Annotated in this window: 18 protein-coding genes and 1 tRNA gene; 14 read left to right on the top strand and 5 right to left on the bottom strand. The window is 63.8% G+C overall.

What is annotated here, in order from left to right; all coding sequences use genetic code 11:
- Positions 1 to 86: 86 nt before the first annotated feature.
- Positions 87 to 160, bottom strand: a tRNA-Gly gene (locus tag AC1DDH_RS12695).
- Between the two features lie 600 nt (positions 161 to 760).
- Between AC1DDH_RS12695 and AC1DDH_RS12690 the strand changes: the two genes are divergently transcribed.
- Genes AC1DDH_RS12690 through AC1DDH_RS12675 form a run of 4 tightly spaced genes read left to right on the top strand, consistent with a single transcriptional unit; the run spans position 761 to position 5,259 of the window.
- Complete coding sequence (locus AC1DDH_RS12690) at positions 761 to 2,377, top strand: sugar transferase (protein WP_223915145.1); 1,617 nt, start codon at positions 761 to 763, stop codon at positions 2,375 to 2,377.
- A gap of 45 nt (positions 2,378 to 2,422) precedes the next feature.
- Positions 2,423 to 3,388 (top strand): NAD-dependent epimerase/dehydratase family protein, encoded by a 966-nt coding sequence (locus tag AC1DDH_RS12685; protein ID WP_223915147.1) that lies wholly within the window; start codon positions 2,423 to 2,425, stop codon positions 3,386 to 3,388.
- A 6-nt stretch (positions 3,389 to 3,394) separates the two neighbouring features.
- Positions 3,395 to 4,654, top strand: coding sequence for a glycosyltransferase family 4 protein (locus AC1DDH_RS12680; protein WP_476857304.1), 1,260 nt, complete (start codon positions 3,395 to 3,397; stop codon positions 4,652 to 4,654).
- The gene (locus tag AC1DDH_RS12675) at positions 4,654 to 5,259 is read left to right on the top strand and encodes an LbetaH domain-containing protein (RefSeq protein ID WP_476955558.1); all 606 of its coding nucleotides are present in this window, start codon (positions 4,654 to 4,656) and stop codon (positions 5,257 to 5,259) included. Before AC1DDH_RS12680 ends, AC1DDH_RS12675 begins: the two co-directional genes overlap by 1 nt.
- A gap of 14 nt (positions 5,260 to 5,273) precedes the next feature.
- Here AC1DDH_RS12675 and AC1DDH_RS12670 read toward each other — a convergent pair whose 3' ends face one another.
- Entirely contained in the window at positions 5,274 to 6,056 is a 783-nt protein-coding gene (locus tag AC1DDH_RS12670; RefSeq protein ID WP_476955557.1) for an SGNH/GDSL hydrolase family protein, read from the bottom strand.
- Positions 6,057 to 6,097: 41 nt separating this feature from the next.
- On the opposite strand from AC1DDH_RS12670, the gene AC1DDH_RS12665 reads away from it, so the two are divergent.
- Genes AC1DDH_RS12665 through AC1DDH_RS12645 form a run of 5 tightly spaced genes read left to right on the top strand, consistent with a single transcriptional unit; the run spans position 6,098 to position 11,549 of the window.
- Positions 6,098 to 6,946 (top strand): glycosyltransferase family 2 protein, encoded by an 849-nt coding sequence (locus AC1DDH_RS12665; RefSeq protein ID WP_476857307.1) that lies wholly within the window; start codon positions 6,098 to 6,100, stop codon positions 6,944 to 6,946.
- On the top strand, positions 6,939 to 8,093 hold the full coding sequence (locus AC1DDH_RS12660; RefSeq protein WP_476955556.1) for a glycosyltransferase: 1,155 nt from the start codon (positions 6,939 to 6,941) through the stop codon (positions 8,091 to 8,093). The genes AC1DDH_RS12665 and AC1DDH_RS12660 overlap by 8 nt, the downstream gene beginning before the upstream one ends.
- Positions 8,077 to 9,519: a hypothetical protein gene (locus AC1DDH_RS12655; protein WP_476955555.1), complete on the top strand. Its 1,443-nt coding sequence runs from the start codon at positions 8,077 to 8,079 to the stop codon at positions 9,517 to 9,519. Before AC1DDH_RS12660 ends, AC1DDH_RS12655 begins: the two co-directional genes overlap by 17 nt.
- Positions 9,516 to 10,274: a CDP-alcohol phosphatidyltransferase family protein gene (locus AC1DDH_RS12650; protein ID WP_476955554.1), complete on the top strand. Its 759-nt coding sequence runs from the start codon at positions 9,516 to 9,518 to the stop codon at positions 10,272 to 10,274. The genes AC1DDH_RS12655 and AC1DDH_RS12650 overlap by 4 nt, the downstream gene beginning before the upstream one ends.
- The gene (locus AC1DDH_RS12645; RefSeq protein WP_476887083.1) at positions 10,275 to 11,549 is read left to right on the top strand and encodes an MATE family efflux transporter; all 1,275 of its coding nucleotides are present in this window, start codon (positions 10,275 to 10,277) and stop codon (positions 11,547 to 11,549) included.
- Between the two features lie 46 nt (positions 11,550 to 11,595).
- Here AC1DDH_RS12645 and AC1DDH_RS12640 read toward each other — a convergent pair whose 3' ends face one another.
- Together AC1DDH_RS12640 and AC1DDH_RS12635 are read right to left on the bottom strand one after the other, a co-directional pair.
- On the bottom strand, positions 11,596 to 13,074 hold the full coding sequence (locus AC1DDH_RS12640) for a glycerophosphodiester phosphodiesterase (protein WP_476955553.1): 1,479 nt from the start codon (positions 13,072 to 13,074) through the stop codon (positions 11,596 to 11,598).
- 1 nt (position 13,075) lies between these two features.
- Positions 13,076 to 13,528, bottom strand: a complete 453-nt coding sequence (locus AC1DDH_RS12635) for an FAD synthase family protein (protein ID WP_476857313.1) — start codon at positions 13,526 to 13,528, stop codon at positions 13,076 to 13,078.
- 440 nt (positions 13,529 to 13,968) lie between these two features.
- On the opposite strand from AC1DDH_RS12635, the gene AC1DDH_RS12630 reads away from it, so the two are divergent.
- The 5 genes from AC1DDH_RS12630 (at position 13,969) to dcd (ending at position 20,487) form a co-directional block, all read left to right on the top strand.
- Positions 13,969 to 16,893 carry a DNRLRE domain-containing protein gene (locus AC1DDH_RS12630; RefSeq protein ID WP_476955552.1) on the top strand — a complete coding sequence of 975 codons (2,925 nt, stop codon included), beginning with the start codon at positions 13,969 to 13,971 and terminating at the stop codon, positions 16,891 to 16,893.
- A 30-nt stretch (positions 16,894 to 16,923) separates the two neighbouring features.
- On the top strand, positions 16,924 to 17,652 hold the full coding sequence (locus AC1DDH_RS12625; protein WP_476857315.1) for a hypothetical protein: 729 nt from the start codon (positions 16,924 to 16,926) through the stop codon (positions 17,650 to 17,652).
- Between the two features lie 54 nt (positions 17,653 to 17,706).
- Positions 17,707 to 19,152 (top strand): tyrosine-protein kinase domain-containing protein, encoded by a 1,446-nt coding sequence (locus AC1DDH_RS12620; RefSeq protein ID WP_476857316.1) that lies wholly within the window; start codon positions 17,707 to 17,709, stop codon positions 19,150 to 19,152.
- Between the two features lie 234 nt (positions 19,153 to 19,386).
- Positions 19,387 to 19,833, top strand: coding sequence for an SRPBCC family protein (locus tag AC1DDH_RS12615; RefSeq protein ID WP_476955551.1), 447 nt, complete (start codon positions 19,387 to 19,389; stop codon positions 19,831 to 19,833).
- Between the two features lie 78 nt (positions 19,834 to 19,911).
- Positions 19,912 to 20,487, top strand: a complete 576-nt coding sequence (gene dcd, locus AC1DDH_RS12610) for a dCTP deaminase (protein ID WP_026538211.1) — start codon at positions 19,912 to 19,914, stop codon at positions 20,485 to 20,487.
- A gap of 88 nt (positions 20,488 to 20,575) precedes the next feature.
- Here the strand turns inward: dcd and AC1DDH_RS12605 are convergent, their stop codons facing one another.
- On the bottom strand, positions 20,576 to 21,772 hold the full coding sequence (locus tag AC1DDH_RS12605; protein ID WP_028275381.1) for a cation:proton antiporter: 1,197 nt from the start codon (positions 21,770 to 21,772) through the stop codon (positions 20,576 to 20,578).
- Between the last annotated feature and the right edge of the window lie 2 nt (positions 21,773 to 21,774).

Below are 21,774 nucleotides of genomic sequence, written 5' to 3'. Positions count from 1 at the left end.
GCTCCTGTAGCGGAACCGAAGAGGTTCCTGACTTCCGACGATACAGGTAGCAACCTAATAGGAGCCCGGGATGCTGTGGGGGCATTTGGAGCGGCTGACGGGAATCGAACCCGCGTATCAAGCTTGGGAAGCTAGCGCTCTACCATTGAGCTACAGCCGCAGTGGGACCGGCCTGAATTCCAGCCGTGAGTCCCGATCAACGAGGTTTACATTACCTCAGTCTGAGTTCGAGGTTGTACACGCCGCGCTCGCCTGGCCGGTACCGCGCCGGGGTGGCGTGATTGTGACCGGATGGCGCGCCTGCGGTGTCCCTCGCTCTGAAGATCGCTGATCCCGGCATCCCCGCGCCCGTCATTTCCCCGAAACGCTGTGGGAACGCCTCGTTCATCTGCACAGAAAGCGAGCCGAAACCGCACCCCGAAATGGGTAGTGCTGTCTCGAATCCGGGTAATGGGCGCAAGTAGTCCGCCCGTGGCGGCGAATTTGACGAGTGGTCCACCAACTCAAGAGGGGTAGGCCACACTCGTGTGCAGCAGAAAGCCATCGAATTTACTGGAGGAGACCACAGCCAACCGAGTCGCTAGAAGGTCTCACATGTACGACCAAAAGTTGATGGTGGCCCGTCCTTTGTTGCCAACGGGTGGGTTTGCCCACCCAAACGTGCCGGATCAAGGCCACTCGCGGGCCACGCAGTTGGCATGGCATCAGGGCCGCCGGACGGCCGGGTTCAGTGGTCCTGTCGGCGCTATTGGCGGCAAGCATGAGTGAGCTCAAGCAGCGCGTTCCGGTCCATACGGGGTATCGATCCCCGGATCATGTCCGGGTCACCCCACGAACGCAAGATTCACCGAGGTCTGCTGCCGGCGCGGCAGCTTTAGCCCCGCCGTCCATCCCATTTCCCGACTTCAGGTCGGCGAAACTCCGGCTTGCGAGCAGCTCCCGTCGCGAGGGCATTCGTTGGGCAAACCGTTATCGGCATCTGCTGATAGCCGCAGACGCCCTGGTGATTGCGGCAGTGACTGCGGCGGCCCACATCACCCGGTTCGGGTTGAGCACAGTGAGTTCGGTTCAAGTGGGCGAGTTCCGAGTGGATTACCTCTACATTTCCGTGGTCATCGCGGCCGCCTGGATGCTTGCGTTGGGGCTGTACAAGAGCAGGGACACGCGGATCGTCGGAATCGGAATCGACGAATACAGACGGGTCGTCAGCGCAAGCGCAATGCTTCTGGGCCTCATCGCTCTGGTTTGCTTTGTCCTGAATATCGACGTGGCCCGGGGATTCTTCGCGCTCGCCCTGCCCGCCGGGCTGACCGGCCTGCTGGCGGCACGCTGGAGCATGCGTCAGTGGCTGTCCAGGCAGCGGGTTCACGGCCATTACCTTTCGCGTGTGATCGTGTTGGGCCGGCCGAATGACGTCCGGTACGTCGTCAGCCAGATCGAAAAGAAGTCCGGTGCGGCGTACAAGGTCGTGGGTGTCGCACTTTCCGGGTCCGCCGGCGCCGGCACCTTCACCCAGGGCAGCCATGTCCTCAACGTCATTGGAGACGAGCGGAGCGTCGTGGAAGCAGTGGCTTCCGTGGACGCCGATGCTGTCATCGTGGCCGGACCCATGAAGGGCGGCAGCCGTTACATACAACGACTCGGATGGAAGCTGGAACAGTCGTCCACCCAGCTGATCCTCACCACCGGACTGACCAACGTCGCCGGTCCCCGGATCCACTCCCGTCCCGTGGAGGGCCTGCCCCTCATGCACGTGGAACTGCCGCAGTACGCCGGCGCCAAGCATGCTCTGAAGAGGCTATTCGACATCACGTTGGCCGCCGCGGCCCTGGTGGCGCTCATCCCGGTGTTTCTGGTCCTCGGGGTGATGATCAAGCGGGACAGCCCCGGGCCCGTGATCTTCAGGCAGGAACGGGTGGGTCGCGGCGGTGAGAAATTCAACATGCTGAAATTTCGGTCAATGGTCGAAACCGCGGAGGACGATCTCGCCGGGCTCCTGGAACACAACGAGGGCGCGGGTGTGCTCTTCAAGATGCACAACGATCCGCGGGTCACCGGGGTCGGCCGCTGGATGCGCAAGCACTCCCTCGACGAACTGCCGCAGTTCTGGAACGTCCTTAAGGGCGACATGAGCCTGGTCGGTCCACGGCCCCCGCTGCAGCGCGAGGTCGACAACTACCACCACAAGGTGCTCCGGCGGCTCTACATCAAACCGGGCCTGACAGGCATGTGGCAGATCAATGGGAGATCGGAGCTGAACTGGCGCGACAGCGTCCGCCTGGATTTGTACTACGTCGAAAACTGGTCGCTGGCCGGAGACCTGATCATCCTTTGGCGCACAGCAAAGATGCTCATCAATCCGGTCGGGGCCTACTGACAAACCAAGGGTTTCTGTTCTACAAAAATTGAGAAAGGCAAGGCAATGACCACACTTGTTTCGGGGGCTGGTGGATTCATCGGAGGCCATTTGGTGGCCCAACTCCTCAAAGACGGACAATCAGTCCGGGCAGTAGACCGCAAGCCTTTTGCAGAGTGGTACCAGGTGCACCCGGAGGCGGAGAACATCCAGGGCGACTGCTCGCTGCTGGAGACGGCCCGCGAGGTCAACCGGGGCGTGCAGTACGTCTACAACCTCGCCGCCGACATGGGCGGCATGGGCTTCATTGAGAACAACAAGGCGGCCTGCATGCTGACTGTGCTCACCAGCACTCACATGCTCATGGCAGCGCAGGAAGCAGGCGTTGAGCGGTTCTTCTACAGCAGCTCAGCCTGCGTTTATGCTGCCGGACATCAAACGTCCTCTAACGTCATCGCACTGCGTGAAGAAGACGCGTACCCCGCACAGCCGGAGGACGGCTACGGATGGGAGAAGCTCTTTACCGAGCGCATGGCCCGGCATTACCGCGAGGACTTCGGGCTGCAGACCAGAATCGCCCGGTATCACAACGTCTACGGCCCGCACGGCACTTGGGACGGTGGGCGGGAGAAGGCGCCGGCCGCACTCTCGCGCAAGTTCGCACGGGCGGCACTGACAGGCGACACCAATCTTGAGATCTGGGGCGACGGCGAACAGACCCGCAGCTTCATGTACATTGACGACTGCATCCAGGGCACTAAAGACGTCCTGCACGGCGATTTGACCGAGCCCGTCAACCTGGGATCCTCTGAGTTGGTCTCGATCAACCAGATGGTGGATCTCCTCGAGCAGATCTCCGGCACCGTGGTGACCAGGCACTACAAGCTCGACGCCCCGCAGGGAGTTCGCGGGCGGAACAGCGACAACACTCTCTTCCATGCCACGTACGGCTGGGAGCCGTCCATCACGCTCCGGACCGGACTGGAAAAGACCTACGAGTGGATCTTCGACCAGCTCAAGGCGCAGGGGTGAACCCCCGTGCGCATCCATATTCACGACTTCGCCGGGCACCCGTTCCAGGCGGAGCTCTCCCGGGAACTCGCCGCGCGGGGACACGACGTCGAACACGCCTACGCGACCCAGTATCCCAGTGGCAAGGGAAAGCTGGAGCGCCTGGACGGTGACCCGGACGCGCTGACTTTCCGCGGAATCACCGCCGTGAGGACCTTCGAGAAGTATTCGCCGTTGGGACGGATGCGGTTCGAGAAGTCATTTGCCCAAGCTTGGGTCAGCCACCTCGAGCAGGCCCGTCCCGATTGCGTCGTGGCATGCAACGTTCCGTTGTTCGTCCTGAACAGATTCAGCTCAACGATGGCAAAGTCGGGGCAGCCCTGGGTGTTGTGGCATCAGGACCTCTTCAGCAGAGCCATCGGAGAAGAGATCAGGAAACGGCTGCCTGCGGCTGTCGGTCCGGCAGCGCAGCGATGGGTCACGCGCACGGAGAAGAACCTGGTCCGCAGTGCCAGCCAGGTCGTCGCAATCGGCGAGGAATTCCGCCGGGCGTACCGGCGCTGGGGCCTCGATGTGCGCCACGTTTCTGTCATTCCAAACTGGGCGCCGCTCGGTGAGATCCTGCCCGGGCCAAGGGACAACGGGTGGGCGCGCGCCCATCTCCCGCAGGGCCGGGAGATCCGTCTGCTCTATGCCGGAACGCTCGGCCGGAAGCACAATCCGCTGCTGTTGATTGATCTCCTGCGCGCCGCCCTGGGCAAGGGCATCCCGGCGCGTCTCGTGGTCGCCTCGGAGGGGGAAGGGATTGAAGCCGTGCGCCAGATCGCGGAGCGGCAGCCGGAATTGCCGATCACCCTGCTGCCGTTCCAGCCTGCTTCCGAACTCTCTGAAATGCTCGGCTCCGCTGACGTGCTCCTGGCCCTCCTGGAGCCCGGGGCGTCAAAGTTTTCGATACCCAGCAAGGTGCTCTCATCCTTGGCGGCTGGCCGTCCCGTCCTGGGACTCATGCCGCGGGACAATCCAGCGGCCGTGGACATCGGGGCGGCCGGCGGGTATGTCGGGACTCCGGACGCGCAGGGTGTGGTGGGTGCCTCCGATTGGCTCCAGGGGATGGTCCAGTCGCCAGGGGCGCTTGTCTCCGCCGGAGAGCGAAGCCGCCAGCTTTCCGTCGAGCGGTTTGGTATTGGTCCGATCGCCACCCGATTCGAAGAAGTGCTGGCCAAAGCCGTTGCGGACCGCCGTCTGGCACCACAAGGGTCCGCGCAGACTGCCGAGGCGGTGTCCTGATGCCAGCACAATCATCGCCGGACGCCGGACCAGGGCGGCAGACGCCTGTCATTGATCTGGCTCAGGCGCCGGGCGCCGGTGAGGCCTGGGACCGGCCACGGGCGATTGTCTATCTGTGGGGGGCCTGCGAGCTATTGTTCGTGAGCAACCCCTGGCAGATAAGTTCACGGCTTCGGGTCGCCGTGCTGCGGGCTTTCGGCGCCGAGATCGGTCCGGGCGTCACATTCCGGCCCCGCACCCGCGTCAAGTTTCCGTGGAAGCTGCACATCGGGGCCGGCTGCTGGATTGGTGAGGGCGTCTGGTTCCACAACCAGGACGATGTCTACATCGGCGCCAACGCTGTGGTTTCACAGGAATGCTTCATCACCACGGGAAGCCACCGGGCCCGCAGCGACATGGGCCTGATAACCAGCCCCGTTTACATTGACGATGGTGCATGGGTCACCTCGCGTTGCATGGTGCTCGGCGGAGCCCACATTGGCCAGTCAGCCGTCGTGGAGCCGCTCACCGTGGTCCGTGGTGAGGTTCCGCCGAATGCTGTCTACGGGCGGGTGCCCGGCCCCTCAGTGATCAGAGAACGGTTCCGGGGAAATGATGTCCTGTGATGGCACAATGCATCCTAGGGGGTAGCCATGGTGGCCAGGGTCTTGGAAATCAACGCGTACATCTTGTCGGCGAGGTACTGATGGCCGGCGTCGGTCGGGTGGACGCCGTCGGCGCCGATGAGCTTGGAATCGGCGCCGAAGAACCAGCGCTCGCTCAACGGGTCGACGAACTGAATGCCACCGGCAGACGCTGCCCCGGCGATCGCCTTGCTGTCACTGGTGATGAAGTCCGGCACCCGCTCGTTGACCCAGGCCGGCCCGACGACGATCAGCTTCGCGTGGGGCGCCCGCTCGTGGATCTTTGTGTAGAGATCCGTCGCAGCCGCAGCCATCGTTGCAGGGTCCTGCTTACCGTCGTTCCTGCTCCCAAAGACGAGAACCAGATCTGCCGTCGAGCGCAGGCTGGTGGTGGCGGCTTCGGCGAACGTGACTTTCTCGGTTCCCCTGACGATGTACCCGGCGCCGGGATGGCCGATGACGTTCATGTCGACCGGATGGGATTCCGAGTAAAAGCGGGACCCGACGATCTTTGCCCAGTTTGCTGCTCCGTAGCCACCCTGGTCGGAGCCAACAACGTAGGAGTCGCCGATGATGTCAACGTTTGGGACCGCGGCACGGCTCGATTCCGGCGTGCTGGCAGCTGGAGCCGGCGAGGGAGCGGCCCCGTTGCCCCGCGCGGTGAATGCCAGCACAGCAATCATGACCGCCACGACGGCCAGCAGGCCAAATCCAAGTTCCTTCACGTGACGGAACCGGAAGGATGATCTGGTCCTGTTTGTGCTCTTCAGAAAATCCATTCGCAAAGACTATCGGCAATCCACTCTCGAGGGGGAAGTGAATGCAGAAGATACCAGCTTCGGTCCTGATTCAGACGAAAAATGAAGAGGCGAGCATCGAGAGGTGCCTGGCGGCACTGAGCGACTTTGACGAGGTCATCGTGGTCGATTCAAACAGCGCCGACCGGACCGCGGAACTTGCCGCCGCCGGCGGTGCGACCGTTATCAACTTCACCTGGAACGGGGCCTATCCGCAGAAGAAGCAGTGGCAGCTTGAACATGCGCCGACGCGCCACCCGTGGATCCTGTTCCTTGACGCCGACGAATTTCCGAGCCGGGAACTGATCGAGGAAATCGCCGTGATCGTCTCGGATCCGCTGGAACGCCGTGTGGCTTTCGACATCCCCATCTCCTATCACTTCGCTGGCAAGGTCCTCAAACACGGCCACCGGGTGGTCAAGCGTTCGCTGTTGAAGCGGGGCTTCAACCGCTATGAGGACACTGGTTTGGTGAATCTCCCGGTGATGACAGAGCTGGAAGTGCACTACCAGCCAGAGGCGACAGGTGAGGTGGGACGCACAGCGGGCCTGCTGGCACACCACGATCTGGATCCGGTCCGCACCTGGTTCGACAGGCACAACAAGTACTCCGACTGGGAGGCGTACATCCATGCCGACCCGGCCATGCGGCGCTCGGTGCGCTCGTCGAAAAGCATGCAAGGCCAGCGCTTTGATGTCGTCCCGTTCAAACCAGTTGCCTTCTGGGTCTACAGCTACATCGTCCGGGGCGGCTTCCTGGACGGACGGGCCGGCATGGACTACGCCGTCGCCCTGGCCACGTACTACTGGCAGATCGGCCTGAAGACCCGCGAACTACAGCAAAACGGCAGCCGGCTGGCTGAGCATGTCTGAAAATCGCGCATCGTCGAGGCCGCCCCTGAGCGTGCTGCAGATCGGCGGCCTGGCCGGCCCGGGGGCCGTCGCGGGCGGCGTCTGGGCGGTCGCGCGCATGCAGACTGCAGCGCTGGTGCGCCGCGGTGCCGCTGTTGAACTCGTCGGGGGCTGGCTCGGCGGCCGGCCGGCCACTCGCCCGGAACCGCATGAAAGAATTTTCCGCGTCCGGCGCCCTTTCCGGGGCGCGCGTCTCAGGGGCCTGATTGGGGTTGGCCTCGTCAGGCATGTTTGGGACCGGAGCCGCCAGGTCGACGTCGTCCAGCTGCACCTCTGCCGCGACTTCATCACGACCTTCAGCGCCCTGGTGCTCCGCGGTGCTGCCATTCCCGTCATCGCGCAGGCCCACGGCATGCTGGCAGCGCCGCGTTCGCGCGGGTTGCGGGTGTTCGATGCGCTGATCTTCCGTCGGGCGATGCGGACGCCGCAAATATGGCTGACCCTGACGGAGGCCGAAGAAAAGAACCTTGAGTCCCTCGGCGTGCCGAGGACGAAGATGCGCAGGGTGGTGAACGCTACAGCCGACCCCGGCACCGTGTGGGAAGACCCGCAGACCCCCACCTTTCTGTTTGTTTCGCGGCTGGCGGCGCGGAAGCAGCCCACGGTGTTCGTCGAGGCAGCCATTGCCCTCCTGCGGGAGGGATCGGAAGCCCGGTTCGTGGTTGCCGGACCTGACCAAGGCGAACTGGAGAGCGTGCACCGTTTGATCGAGGCTTCAGGCTTCCGCGACCGGTTCGATCTTCCGGGGGAGTTGACGGAACCCCAGGTGCTGGAGGCGCTGTCCCATGCGACCGCCGTCGTTTTGCCCGCCCGCCACGAGCCTTACCCGATGGTGATCATCGAGGCGGCGGCTGTGGGTACGCCCATCATCCTGACCTCGGAATGTGGACTGGCCGCGCCCTTGCAGAAAGCGGGCGCGGCGGTTGTCGCCGCGCCCACGGCCGGGGCCTTCCACGCAGCCATGGCCACAGTGGCGGCCAGCCAGGATCTGCGGCTCCGGCTGAGTGCGCAGGCCCGTGAGCTGCACCTGGGTCTCTGGTCTGCCGAATCCCTCGCGGAAAGTCTCCTGGGATTGTATGCGGAGGCGATAGATGCTGGCCGGCAGTGACCTCCGGAGCCCGGTCAGCCTGCCGGGCGAGAGGAAGTCAGGAATCGGCGCGGCGCTGGCGATCCTGACTTTCTTGTGTTTTGCCGTCGCCATACCGCTCATCCTGCGGTCGACGTCGGAAGCCACCTACAGCGATACTGACTTCCTCATCCGATATTCGGTGCTCCTCTATGCGGCTTTCCGCATGAGTGCCATTCTCTGGAAAGACCAGGTGCGACCGGTAGCCGGTGTCTTCTGGATGTTCGTCTATGTCTGCCTGGGCGTGGTTCCACTGGCCCAATTGTCGACCGGCGCGTCAACCATCCTTGCCGTCCAGGTCGACGACTCGACCTTGTACGCGGCAACCGCCATCACTCTTCTTGGCTGCGTCAGCTTCGACCTGGCCTATCACCTCAGACTCTTCAAGAACTTGGGCGGCCCGGCGCCCGTGCGCAGGCTGCGGAGCATGGAAACCCTGAGGATCTTTGCGACAGCCGCGATCCTGGGCGGGCTGATATACGTGGCTCAGGTCGGCGGAATCAGCGTGTTCTTTGCCAGCCGGCAGGAGGCGAGCCAGGCCCTTGACCAGGTGAGCCCCGACAGCGGACAAGCCGCCCGGGCGATCATCTCCGCCTTCGGCTCCGTAACCTGCCTGGTGGCGCTCATTTTCTACATCCACATATTCCGGGTCCTCCGAAGTTCCCTCAACCTGCTTGACTCCGTATTAATAGTCGGCCTGGTGGTGCTCAATGTCGTCGTGAACAACCCGATCTCCAACTCTCGTTACTGGACGCTGGCCGTGCTTTTCGGCCTGGTCATGCCGCTCATCGGGTCACGCAAAGCCCTCTTCAACTTGGCGATCGTCGGCGGGGTGGTGGCGGCGATCTTCCTTTTTCCGCTAAGCGACATCACCCGCCGGGCAGCGGGGACCGACGTCATGCTCCAGACGGACTCGGTGTGGCGGATGATCTCGACCAAGGACTATGACCAGTTCAGCATGCTCGCGAATACCCTTGGGTTCACCCGGGATGAGGGACTGACCTGGGGGTACCAGTTCCTTGGCGCCGTGCTGTTTTGGGTGCCGCGAGTCGTCTGGCCGACGAAACCGCTCGACAGCGGTGTTGAGGTCGGCCAGTGGATGAGCAGTGCCAACGTCAACCTGTCGTCCCCGCTGTGGGCAGAGGCCTGGATCAATTTCGGGGTCCTCGGGGTGGCGGTCACATTCGCCCTGCTGGGACTGCTGAGCAGAAGGCTCGACGTCGGTTTCGGCGCGGGTGCCTTGTCCGCCGGATCGGTGGGCTATCTGGGCGTCGCCATCTTCTCCGGGTACATGTTTATCCTGCTCCGCGGCTCTTTGCTGCAGTCGATGGGGAGGCTGCTGATCCTCGCCCTGGCCATTGCTGTTCTGAGCGTGAGCGCCAAACGAAAGCCAGGTGACACGAAATGAGTACGGACAAGCTCGAGCGTCCACATGCCGCAGGACCCGGTTTTGCCCAGTCCTTCAGGGAGCTCAGCCTGGCGCAGAAGGGCAAGAAAGGGGTGCCCCTGTACTGCCTGTACGTCAACCGACCGGCCGGCCGGGTGGTCGCAGCCGCGCTCAGGAACACCCGGTTCGGGCCAAACCAGGTGACTTTCGCGGGGGCGGTCCTTACCTACGGGGCGTTGCTGTGGCTGGCCCTCTGGGCAGGAACCGGGGCAGGTTCCGCCCTGGTGGGAGTAGTGCTCGCCGCCGGGTTTGTCCTCGACTCCGCAGACGGGCAGCTGGCAAGGCTCCAGGGACGGAGCTCAAAATTGGGTGAGTGGCTCGACCACGTGCTGGACAGCGGGCGGATCGTCGTCCTGCACGGAGCCGTTTTCTGCTTCCTCCTGCGCACAACTTCCATTCCGGCGCTGCAGCTGGCCGCGCTGTGCGGCGTGTTCCTTTTCGCCAACTCCACAATCTTCTTCGCTGGCGCACTGTTCGATCAGCTGACCCGCCAGGCGGGGCAGCGCCCGTCACCTCCCGGCCACGATGCCTCAACGTCGATAAAGCGATCAATCCTCACGTTGCCTGTCGACTACGGCGTGACGTGCCTGGCCCTGATGACAGTGCCGTGGATCAACATATTCCTGCCCAGCTACGCGGCATTGGCGATCTTCCATTGCGTCTTCTGCGCCGCCTATGTGGCGAAGTTTTCCCGTGCCCTGGCAAGGATGGACTAGATGGCCCGCCTGAGCAGGTATGTCGCCTTCGGCGATCAGGCCGTATCCAGCATCTCGAACTTCGTCGCGGTAGCCATTACGGCCAATGTCGCGACCCCCGGCCAGTTCGGTCAGTTCTCCTTGGGCTATGCGGGGTTGCTCCTGTTCCTGGGCGCCCAGCGTGCGCTTATCGGAGAGACAATGCTGGTCAAATACTCCGCCGCGGGCTCCCTGAAAGCCCCGGTGAGAAGAGGCGTTTTGGGTGCCAGCGTACTGGTCGCAGCCGCCACCGTTCCGTTACTGCTGGCCGGCGCCGTCGTGGCTGACCAATCGGCCCGCCTCATCTGGTTTGTCATCGCCGCGAGCCTGCCCTTCGTGCTCCTCCAAGACACGCTCCGGTATTTGTTTATCTGCGAGCACCGTCCATGGCGGGCGCTGCTCATCGACGCTGTGTGGGCCGTTTTGTCGATCACGTCCATGGTGGCTGTCGCGGCCACCACCGGAGCCGTGTGGGCCGTCGTTCTGTGCTGGGGCGGCGGCGCAGCGGCAGCATTGGTCCTGGGACTCCTGCTGGGGCGGGTGCTGCCTTCGCTGCGCGACGGCAGGCGCTGGCTGGGCGTCAACCGTAACCCCGGGCTTCGCTATCTCGGGGAGTTTTCAGCGCTCAATGCGTCCAACTTCGTCGTGCTGTATCTCTTGGCGCTGCCTCTGGGTGCTGCTGGCGTGGGTGCGCTGCGGGCGGCGCAATTGCTGTTCTCGCCCCTCAACACCGCCTTTTCCGCTATCAAGATGGCTGTCATTCCCGAGCTCGTGCGCTCCAAGGGCACTGCGGTCTTTCGAATGCGGCTGATCGAAACGGCTGTGGTCGTGGCAGCCATGGCCGGGCTGTGGGGCGCGGCCGTCATGCTGCTGCCGGGCTCCATAGGGGCCCTCGTGCTCGGCGCATCCTGGGAGGCTGCGTCCGGGCTGCGACTTCCTTACTTGGTGCAATACGTCGCGATGGTTCCCTACACCGTCTTGCTGGCCTACTACAGGTCCGTCCAGGCGAACAGGCTGTCGACGCTCATGCGGGCAGTTCTGGCCCTTCTGACGCTTGTGCTGCCCCTTGCCCTGGCGTATGCGGGCGGCACCGTTGGCGCCGCCTGGGCGTTTGCGCTGGCAGTCGCGGCCGCGGTTGTCGTCGGGGGGACCGCCACCGTTGTGTCGAGATCCCGTTCCCGTTCCCGGACAGAATCGTCGTTGCATCGGCCCGATCCGGCGGAAGTCGAGCTCCGGCGGGCTGCTGACGCCCGGTGAGCGCGGCAGAAACACGGCGGGTGGCCGGCCCTGACCGGCATCCGGTCTAAATGACCGTGACACCCCTGAACTGCACGGGGACCGGGGCAGGGTAATCCTTGCAGAGACTGATGTAGCCCCCGCGATACTCCCGGTCCATCGTCTCTCCTGACCAGCCGGCGCCGTCTACCCTCGAGAACCGGATGGAAGACGGCGTAACGTCGATCTTGAAGTGCATCCATTCCCCGGGCTTCACGGGTGACGTCGCGATCGTCTGTAGCCGTGTGCCGGCGGGATTGCCTGGGTCGCGCCGGTACAGGACCAGCTCTCCGGCTGGCCGAATGATCAGGTGATATCCCCCGACGCTGCTTGGCACCAACACCCGGTAGGGGGTGTCATCCTGTTGCCCGAACGCGATTCCGGCGTGCTGAAGGTTCGACGGAAGTTCCTGGGGCCAGCACATTTCGAACGTAATGCTGTGGATCTCTTTCGTGACAGGACCCATTGAACCCAGCCGATAGCTGAAGTTCTCGCTTTTATCCAGTACTACTGATGCCGATGCCGCGTCGATCACCGGTTGGGCTCCCCAGCCTTGGTCAACAGTCCAAGGAAGGTCGCCGGCGGCCCGGGAACCGGTCGAGAACGTGTCTTGAGATTCCGCGGTCGCCGATGTCACATAGGGGATGTTTGAGCACATCAGGCCTTGAACGCCCAGGCTGGTCACGCGGTTGGCAGCGGAACGCGTATGGATTTCCCAGCAAATGACGGGCTTGCCGTAGGCCACGACCTTGCGGACCGTCGCGTCATCGGCGGTGTGGTAAACGCCAAGATAATCGAATCCGGCGGCGAGCTCGTCCAAACGAGGAATGGCATCCGGCATGAAGTACCCCCACGTTTTGTAGCCGCGCTTGGCGGCTGCCGCAACCTGGAGGGCGGGGGCCGGTTGCTTCCAGATGAAATGCTCGGTGGAATTCGGGTAGCTGTCCATCAGGTCAAGAAGCGTTCTCGTGTTCGTGCCTTGTTTGTCTTCGATGAAAATGACATGCGAAGCCGCGAACCGGTCAAGGACGTCCCGTAGCTTCGGAATGGGCTCAAGGGCCGTCGACGGGCCAAGCCAAGCGCGGGCATCGACCCGGAGGCCGCTGAGCTCGGCATAGGTAAGTTCCGCGACCTTGCGGTTTTGCCCGGTCACCCTGAGCGCACTTTGGTCGTGATGGCACACCAGCACGCCGTCCTTGGTGGCGTTCACCGAAACTTCGAGCGCCGGAACACCGGAATTTACCGACTGCTCATAGGCGTGCATAGTGTGTTCCGGCCAGTTATCTCCTGAGCCGCGGTGAGCCACAATAAAACGATCATTTTCGAATAGCGTGGCTACTGTGTGAATTGATGGAGCTTGAACAGGCGGACGAGCGGGCGTGCATCCGGCCAGAAATAATCCCGATGCTCCAAGGAAGATGGCCTGGCGCCGGGAGAGCGCTCTGCGATTGTCCGGAATATTCCCAGTGCCGGTTCCTGATTTCCCCGCACTTCGATTTGCCTGCATTTCACGCCTTCAATGACTCGTTGTCTTCAAGGCCGTTATCAAGCAGGTTCAGGGCGCGCCGCAGCAGGGTGCTGGAGGTGTGAACGGTGTAGGGAAAATACACCACCTCGACGCCGAGCGCCAGCATGCCGGCTTCGAGGCGGTTTCCCTTTTCTGTTCCGCGCCAATCATCGCCTTTGAAAATTACGTGGAAGCCAACGGCATGCCAGGCGTCTACTTTGTCCGGGTAGTTGTCGACCACCACCTCGTCGACAAGCCGGATATTCCGGACGATCTCAAGCCGTTCATGAAGAGGCACGACAGGCTCTCTGTTCTTCACGAGCAGTGTCGCTTCAGTGGAAGCCACTCCCGCGACCAGATAGTCGCAGTGCAACCGTGCATGTTTGAGCAGGTTGAGGTGCCCGACATGGAAAAGATCGTAGACACCGGATGCATAGCCGATACGAACAGTCACAACGAACTCGATTCTTCACGAATGCCGAATAGGTCATAGGCACCGGCCGGCCGTCGAGGCGCTGGGCTGGTCCCCCCAATTCCATGCTGAGGGTGTTATTGCCTAACGGAAAGCACTTTGGGGAGAAACGCGTGGGCGGGCGGCTAAAGCAGGTAGCGGGACTAGTAAGACAAGTAGGAGGGGTGGAAAAGCTAGTAGGAGTAACCGTTCCCGCCCTTGGTCTTTGCTGATTTGATCTTGGTAGCTTCAGCCCTGAAGTTCATGATTACGTAACCGGGGGGGACTCCATGCGTCAAAAAATCCCAGCTGTTCTAGCGGGCATAGCGCTAGCGGTGGCGCCGTTAATTGCCACCAGCAGCTCCGCGCTCGCTCTATCTCCGGGAGTTGCGTTTTCCGCCAACGCCCTCCCGACTTGGCAGACAAACGGCGTTGCCTGGACCATGGCCCAGTCAAACGGAGTTGTCTACGCCGGCGGAACGTTCACCCAGATCCGGCCTCCTGGCACCGCCGCCGGCAGCGCCCAGTCAAGAAATGCGGTGAACTTCGCGGCCTTCGACGCGTTCACCGGCAACCCCACTTCCTGCGCCTTGTCCGTGACGGGCGGCACAGGTACAACCGTTCGTGCCCTGGCGGTAACTCCGGACGGCAGCCGGCTCTATGTGGGCGGTCTGTTTGGGGCCATCAACGGCGTCAACACCACCCGCATCGCTGCCGTCAAGCTTCCTGGCTGCACGGTAGACACGACCTTCCGGCCGGCAATCGTCTCGGCCACAGTCCGGACAATCGCCGCAACCGACACCGCCGTCTATTTCGGTGGCGACTTCCAAACGGTCGGGACCGAGGCCCGCAGCCGTTACGCGGCCATGGACTCAAACGGCGCGCTCCTTCCATGGGCGCCGGCCGTCAACGCGTCAGCCCGCGCGCTGGACATCCCCGCCGGCCGCAACGTGGCCGTCCTCGGTGGCGATTTCGCAACTGTGAACGGCGCGGCATCCCAGTCGATCGCCGTCGTCGATACGAACACCGGCGCGAACGTGAGGGCATACGGCGCAACGTTCATCTCGCGCACGTCATTTACAAAATCCATCGTTGACGACGGGCAGAACTTCTACATCGGCAACGAGGGCACCGGAGGCGGCGTCTTCGACGGACGGGCACGATTCAGCCTTGACACCTACGACCAGGTGTGGAGGGACACCTGCCTCGGAGCCACCCAGGCGGTGGATGTCTACGGCGGTGTCCTCTACGCCGCCAGCCACGAGCACGACTGCTCGACCATGAATGAAATGGCAGACGGCGTCCGGCAGCACCTGACGGCACAGAGCGTCAACGCCCCGGCACCCCAATTGGGGTGGAGCCCTGATACCAACGACGGGATTGGTGAAGGCATTGGCCCCAGGGCCATCGTCCACACGAATCGGGGTTCGGGCGACATGCTCTGGGTCGCCGGCGAATTCACCACCACCAACGGCACCGCCCAGCAGGGCCTGACCAGATTCGGCCCCGGCCCGGGAACTGTGGCACCTTCCTCGCCCAGCAACGTCAGCGCGGAAAGCCTCAAGGCCGGCGAAAACCAGATCCGGTGGCGGGCCAGCCTCGACAACGACGACTCGCAGCTGAGCTACACCGTCTACCGGAACGGCTCTTCGACCCCGCTGGGAACTGTTAATGCCAGCTCGCTGTGGTGGTCGACAGGCCAGGTGTCCTTCACGGACAAGACAGCCGTACCCGGAACGCAGTACAGCTACCGCGTCCGGGCGACTGACGGCACCAACACCGGTCCGCTCTCAGCCTCGGTGGCCGTCACAACAGCGAGGACCACCGCAGCCTACCCGGCCGCTGTCCTTGGGGCAGGTGCCAGTACGTACTGGCGGCTTGACGGCAACGGTCCGACGGTCGGCGCCGACAGCTCTGCGGGCAACAACCTGGAACTGAGCTATGGCGGACCGGCATTTGCCGGCGACACCGGAGCCATTGCCAATGACACCAGCCGCTCGACGACGTTCAACGGCACGAGCGCATTCGCCTACGGCCAGAATCGGGGCAATGCGCCCACCGTCTACAGCGCGGAGGTGTGGTTCAAGACGAACACGACCCGGGGCGGGAAGATCTTCGGCTTCGGCAGTGGCCAGCCCAACCGGCACGGTACCAATCCCGGACTCAGCAGCAGTTACGACCGGAACCTCTACATGACGAACGCGGGCACGCTGATCTACGGTGTCTACGTCAACGGCACAAGGACGGTTAGCTCGGTTCTGCCCTACAACGACAACGCCTGGCACCACGCCGTGGCGACGCAGGGCAGCGACGGCATGCGGCTTTACGTGGATGGAACCCAGATCGGCGCGCTGCCGAACCAGACTGCAGCGCAGGGCTACTGGGGTTCGTGGAAGATTGGCGGAGACCAGCTGAACAGCTGGCCGTTGCGGCCCTCGAGCAACTACTTCGCCGGCTCCATCGACGAGTTCGCCGTGTACCCGACGGTGCTTTCGGCGGCTCAGGTCACCGATCACTTCAACATCGGCAAGGGAATCGGACAGCCGGTCCCCGACACACAAGCTCCCGCGGCCGTGACAGGAGTTGCGGCCGCGGTAACTGCCAGTGATGTGGCCGTTTCCTGGAACGCAACCACCGACAACGTCGGGGTTACGGAATACCAGGTCCACCGTTCCGATACCAGCGGGTTCACCCCGTCAGCAGCCAGCCTCGTCGCCACGGTGAACGGGAGCACGCTCAGCTGGACTGACGCGGGCCGTCCGGCCGGAACGTCCTACTATCAGGTTCTCGCCGCCGACGAGGCCGGCAACATCAGCGGCCCGTCCAACGAAGCATCCGCAACGGTGGTCCCGCTCCCGCAGCCGGTCACGCTCACGCTGACACCGACCGCCGACACCTACGTGAATGCGGGAGCGCCGAATACCGCAACAGGGTCCTTCACGACCCTGGCCACCAGGGGTACGTCGGCTTACATCACCTACATGAGGTTCAATGCGTCCTCGCAGGTTCCTGCGGGCCAGCACCTCGTGTCGGCGACCTTGAAGTTCTCAACTACCGCGGATTCCTTTGCCGGGTCCGCCGATCCGCAGCAGACGGTGGCGATGGCCGGTGACTGGTCCGAGGCGACGACGACCTACAACAACCGCCCGCAAACCAGCAGCACCTTGCTGGGAACGCTGACCGGTCCGACGGCACCGAACGCGTCGTACTCAATTTCGCTCGATGCGGCCGCAATCTCGGCAGCGCTCGCAGGTGACATCAACTTCTCGATGCAGAGCGCTGGAACCGACAACATGTGGTTCTTCTCGCGGGAAGCCTCTGCTGCCAAACGTCCGGCCCTGGTACTGAACTTCGAGCCGAATCCCTAAGTAAAAATAGCTCTCGAAAGAAAACATCCCATGTATAACGGTCTCTCGAAATCCCTGGGAATGGTGCTTCTGGCGGCTGCGGTCTTCGCAGCCGCCGGTTGCACCTCCCCCGGAAATCCCAACGCCACGTCCGCGTCCGCCAACTCAACCTCCCCGTCCGCCTCAGCTTCAGAGGCTCCGGCCGCTCCTCCGGCGGCTTCCCCCTCGGCTCCCGCCACGGGAGCCAAGACAGCGGCACCTGCTAACACCCCCGCCGCCTCCGGCGAGGCGCAAGCCCCGCAGGCTGCACCCAAGCCCACCTTTGCGCCTCCCGAGCAGCGGTATCTCGCTTCACGGGTCCCCCAGGGCACCGACCCGAACGCTGTCCTTCAAGTCGGACAGGAAAGCTGCGCCCAACTGGAAAATGTGAAAGCCACGGACCAGAAGGCCGTGGTGTCCCACTTGATCGAGAAGGTGGACGCGGAGGTGGTCGCTGCCATTAATGATCTCTGTCCCGGGCTCCAGCCCGAGCTCGATGCCGCGCGCCGCGGCTTCACCGACGGCGACTTCACCATCGGTGCGGCAGCGCCCAAGGAAGGCGGTGGTTCAATCTCCGTGGGTAAGTACGAGGCATGGAATCCCTCCCCGAACTGCACACTGGTGGCCTACGACGCAGCAGGCGGGTCGATTGCGCAATCGAACGGTACGTCGGCCTTCGCCATCCCGGCCGGCACCGCCCGTGTCGTGTCGGATGGATGCTACACCTGGCTGGCCGCATGAAACCGCGCCGCTTCGCCTGGAATGCAGCAACCACCGCCTGTGAAAGGACCCGCAATGGACGTCCGTGAACAATTGCTTATATTGCGCCGAAGCTGGCGCCTGATCACTGTCCTGGCGTTGCTGGGAACGATACTCGCGGGCGTGGCATCCTTGCTGACTCCCACGTCCTACACGGCATCGACGAGCCTTTTCGTTTCGACGCAGAACTCGGAAACGTCCGCGGAACTGCAACAGGGCAGTGTCTTCGCATTGGCGCGCGTCCAATCGTATGTGGACGTCACCTCAAAACCGACCGTGCTCCAACCCGTCATCGACAAGCTCAACCTCGGCATGACCCCGGAAGCCTTGGCCGCCAAGATCAAGACATCCACCGCGCGCAATACGGTGATCATCGAAATCGAAGCCAGGGACGGCTCCGCCCAGCGGAGCGCCGACATCGCCAACGCCGTCGCTGCCAGCCTCATCACGGCTGTCGCTGACCTGGAGCGGCCCACGAACGGAACGCCGACCCCGGTCCGGCTCAGCCCGGTGGACCACGCCACCACGCCGACCGAGCCGTCGAGCCCCAACGCGAAGCTGGACCTCGGCCTGGGCCTTTTGTACGGGCTCGCAGCCGGAATCGCGGCGGCCGTATTGCGCCATGTCCTGGACCGCAACATCCGGACGGAATCGGATTTGCGCAAGATGACTGATCTGCCGCTCTTGGCAGGAATCACTGAACAGACTGCCGGCCGTCTGCCCGGGGCCCCTCCCTCGGTCCTGGGCGGTTCGGGCGCGGAGGCGTTCCGCAAGCTTCGAACGAACCTCCAGTTCGCAGGTGTGAACCGGCCGATGCGCTCGATCGTTGTTACTTCCGCGTCAGCGGGGGAGGGGAAGAGCACGGTCGCGCTGAACCTTGCCGTCACTATCGCCAAGGGCGGCCAGAAGGTCATCCTCGTGGATGCTGATCTTCGTCTTCCCTCAGTTGCTTCAGCGACTGGAATCGAGGGGGGCATCGGACTCACCACTGTCCTTGTCGGAACGTCCAGCCTCGACGACAGCATCCAGTACTGGTCCGACGACGGTTTGGCGCTGCTCGCCTCGGGTCCTCTGCCGCCCAATCCCAGTGAACTGCTCGGTTCAGCAGCCATGAGCCGCCTTCTGGAGGAGTTGCAGAAAAAGTTCGACGTGATCATCGTCGATTCCCCGCCCATCCTCCCCGTCACCGACGCCAGTGTGCTGACCAAGAGCACCGACAGCGTGTTGCTGGTGGTCGGAACGAAGAGGGTGAGCCAACACAGCCTGGCCAAGGCAATCGACCAGCTCAATTTCGTCGACGCCAACATTCTCGGCGTCGTCCAAAACAGGATCCCCCGTCGGGGCCCCGACGCCAACACGGCGTACGTTGCCGGATACGGCGCCGAACATCCCGATCGCATCCCTCCCGTCGAGAACCGCGACGACGGTTCCTTTCGGCCCGCCCACGTTCGCCGTGGCAAGTTCGCGAGTGTGGAAACCTGATGATGACTGCCGGGTTGTCCGGGCCCTGCCTTTGGCGGGGCCCTTTGGCGGGTCTTCTTTGGCGGGCCCCGCAGGGCGATGAGCGACGACCGCCCTGGGGTGGCCCCGTAACTCTTCGGTAAAGGACCTGGAGCCGCCGCGGTACTGGCGGCTCTGGCGAATATCCTGAATTGGTTAGCTGCAGTGTGGGGGAAGCGGGCTACGTCCATTGCCGTCCGCCAAGCAAGGATTTTCGTGGCATTCGCAGAGTACGACGTCGTCATCCACCGTGACGCCATGAGCGTGTACAACTTCCTCCTGGACCCGGGCCACCTGCCACTCTGGCGGGAGGGGGTCCGGAGCGTGGAACTACACTCCGGTGCCGCCGGCGCCAAAGGTGCCGTGTACCGGCAGACGGTCGCCGGACCGGGCGGACGACCCGTGGCCGCAGACTTCGAAATCGTCGAAGCCCGGACGGGGGCTGAGATCCAGTACCAGGTCATCGTCGGGCCGGCCCGGCCGCACGGCGGCTACTACCTGAGCACCGAGGGTCCCAGCACCCGCGTCCGATTCGCCCTGAACTACGAGCCCAGGGGGTTCATTGTCCGCCTGACTAAACCCTTCCGCCGGCGGATGAAGGCCGAGGTCGGCCAACTCGAGCGGCTCAAGTCCCTCCTCGAAGATATGCCCGGTACGGAATAGACGCCCCGTTGGAGTAACACTTGGCGGCTGCACCCGTTCATGAAGCCGGGCAGGGCCCCGTGCGGTATTTTTGAACCTGTGCTGATCTCTGACCGCGACATTCGAACCGAAATTGACTCCCAGCGGATTGTCCTCGAACCCTTCGACCCCGACATGGTCCAGCCGTCCTCGGTGGACGTCAGGATCGACAAGTTCTTCCGGCTGTTCGACAACCACAAATACGCCCACATTGACCCGGCCGAGGAACAGCCCGAGCTGACCCGCCTGGTGGAAGTTGAGTCCGGCGAGCCGTTCATCCTGCACCCGGGGGAGTTCGTCCTTGGCTCCACGTACGAGACCGTGACGCTGCCGGATGACATCGCGGCCCGCCTCGAGGGCAAGTCCTCGCTCGGCCGGCTCGGCCTGCTGACGCACTCGACGGCGGGTTTCATCGATCCCGGATTCTCCGGCCACGTCACGCTGGAACTGTCCAACATGGCCACGCTGCCCATCAAGCTCTGGCCCGGTATGAAGATCGGCCAGCTGTGCTTCTTCCGGCTGTCCTCGGCCGCGGAGCACCCGTACGGTTCGGGGGAATACGGCAACCGCTACCAGGGCCAGCGCGGGCCCACGGCCAGCCGCAGCCACCTGAATTTCCACCTCACCAACATCTAGGCGGGACGGCTGCCAGGCCGGACGGCCGCGCCGGCCAAGCCAGCCTCCTGGCCAGGCACCCAGTGCGCTGAGTCGCAGGGCGGCAGCGTTACGCCGGGCCCGAGGTCCGGAACGCGGGCCGCCGTGCCGGACGGCGCAGGAGCCGGACCAGCGGCTCCACAAAGCGGGCGGCCAGCGGCCCCACGATCGCCATGATCAGAACGTAGGCGGTGGCGAGGGCTGCCAGATCGGCGGGCACCACGCCGGAGGCAACGGCCAGGCCGGCGATGACAATCGAGAACTCGCCGCGTGCGATCAGGGCCGCGCCCGCGCGGTAGCGGCCGGGAATGCCAATCCCGGCCCGCTTGGCCGCCCAGTACCCGGTGACCACCTTGGTGGCTGCCGTCACCAGGGCCAGCAGCAGGGCCCAGCCCAGGACCGGGGGGATGGACCGGGGGTCGGTGTTGAGGCCAAAAACCACAAAGAAGATGGCTGCGAAGAGGTCACGGAGCGGTTCCAGGACGCGGGTGGCGCTGTGGGCCGTGGCGCCGGAAATCGCGATGCCGAGCATGAAGGCGCCCACTGCCGCGGAAACCTGCATCGCGGCCGCGAGCCCCGCGACCAGAAGTGCCGCGCCCAGCAGGTTGAGCAGGAAAACCTCGGAGTTTTCGCTGTGCACGGCCTTGGACACGTGGTGTCCGTGCCGCAGGGCCACCACCAGGACCAGGCTGACGACGGCCAGGGAGATCCCCACCGTCTGCAGCCCCAGCAGGATGCTGACGCCGGCCAGCGTCGCGGTCAGGACCGGCAGGTACACGGCCATGGCGAGGTCCTCGAACACCAGGATGGACAGGACCACCGGGGTTTCCCGGTTGCCGATCCGGCCAAGATCCGTGATGACCTTGGCGGCGATCCCGGAGGATGAAATGTAGGTGACGCCGCCCATCACCATGGCCCCCACGACGCCCCATCCCAGCATCACCGCGAGCCCGGCACCGGGCAGGAAATTGAGCAGCAGGTCCAGGACGCCGGCCTGCCAGGACCGCCGCAGGCCGGTGACGAGCTCGGACGCCGTATATTCCAGCCCAAGCATAAGCAGCAGGAGAATTACGCCGATCTCGCCGGAAAGGTGCGCGAACTCGTGCATGCCTTCGAGCTTGACCAGGCCCCCGGCCCCGAAGAACAGCCCGCCCACCAGATAGAGCGGGATGGGGGACATGCCGATCCGCCCGGCCAACCTGGCCAGCAGGCCGAGGCAGAAGACGACGGCCCCCAGCTCGATCAGGGTCAGCGCGAGCGGATCCATCC

The organism is Arthrobacter sp. 10T425 (assembly GCF_056393985.1).
Note: the sequence above shows the minus strand (reverse complement) of the source record. Positions and strands in the feature narration are given on the sequence as shown.